The sequence below is a fragment of the Spirulina sp. CCY15215 genome, from assembly GCF_016888125.1.
In the GTDB taxonomy this organism is placed as follows: Bacteria; Cyanobacteriota; Cyanobacteriia; order Cyanobacteriales; family Spirulinaceae; genus CCY15215.
This window is the reverse complement of record NZ_JACSWA010000006.1, coordinates 1-217: the sequence shown is the minus strand read 5'-3', so window position 1 is coordinate 217 and position 217 is coordinate 1. Positions and strand designations below refer to the sequence as shown.

1 protein-coding gene is annotated in these 217 nt (G+C 43.8%); it reads right to left on the bottom strand.

Annotation, left to right across the window (positions count from 1 at the left end; translation table 11 throughout):
* On the bottom strand, window positions 1–102 hold a 102-nt coding region (locus JUI58_RS27400), incomplete at its 3' end, for an RRXRR domain-containing protein (RefSeq protein ID WP_204101723.1).
* Window positions 103–217: the final 115 nt, after the last annotated feature.

Sequence of the window (217 nt, the reverse complement as noted above, 5' to 3'; positions counted from 1 at the left end):
CACCGCCGCTTTATTGGTTTTAAGCAACTTCCTTGCTACCGAGGGGTGACAAGGATTTAGCGGCTGTTTATTAGTATCAATTACTAATACATAATTTAGCATTTCTGCCTCTCCGTAAACGGGTAATGTTAGCTTCGACTCTCTTGGTCAGCATTCCCTAGGCGAATTCGATTGTTCCGGTAGGTCTGACCGCTATGTTAAAAGGGCTTGTTAGGTT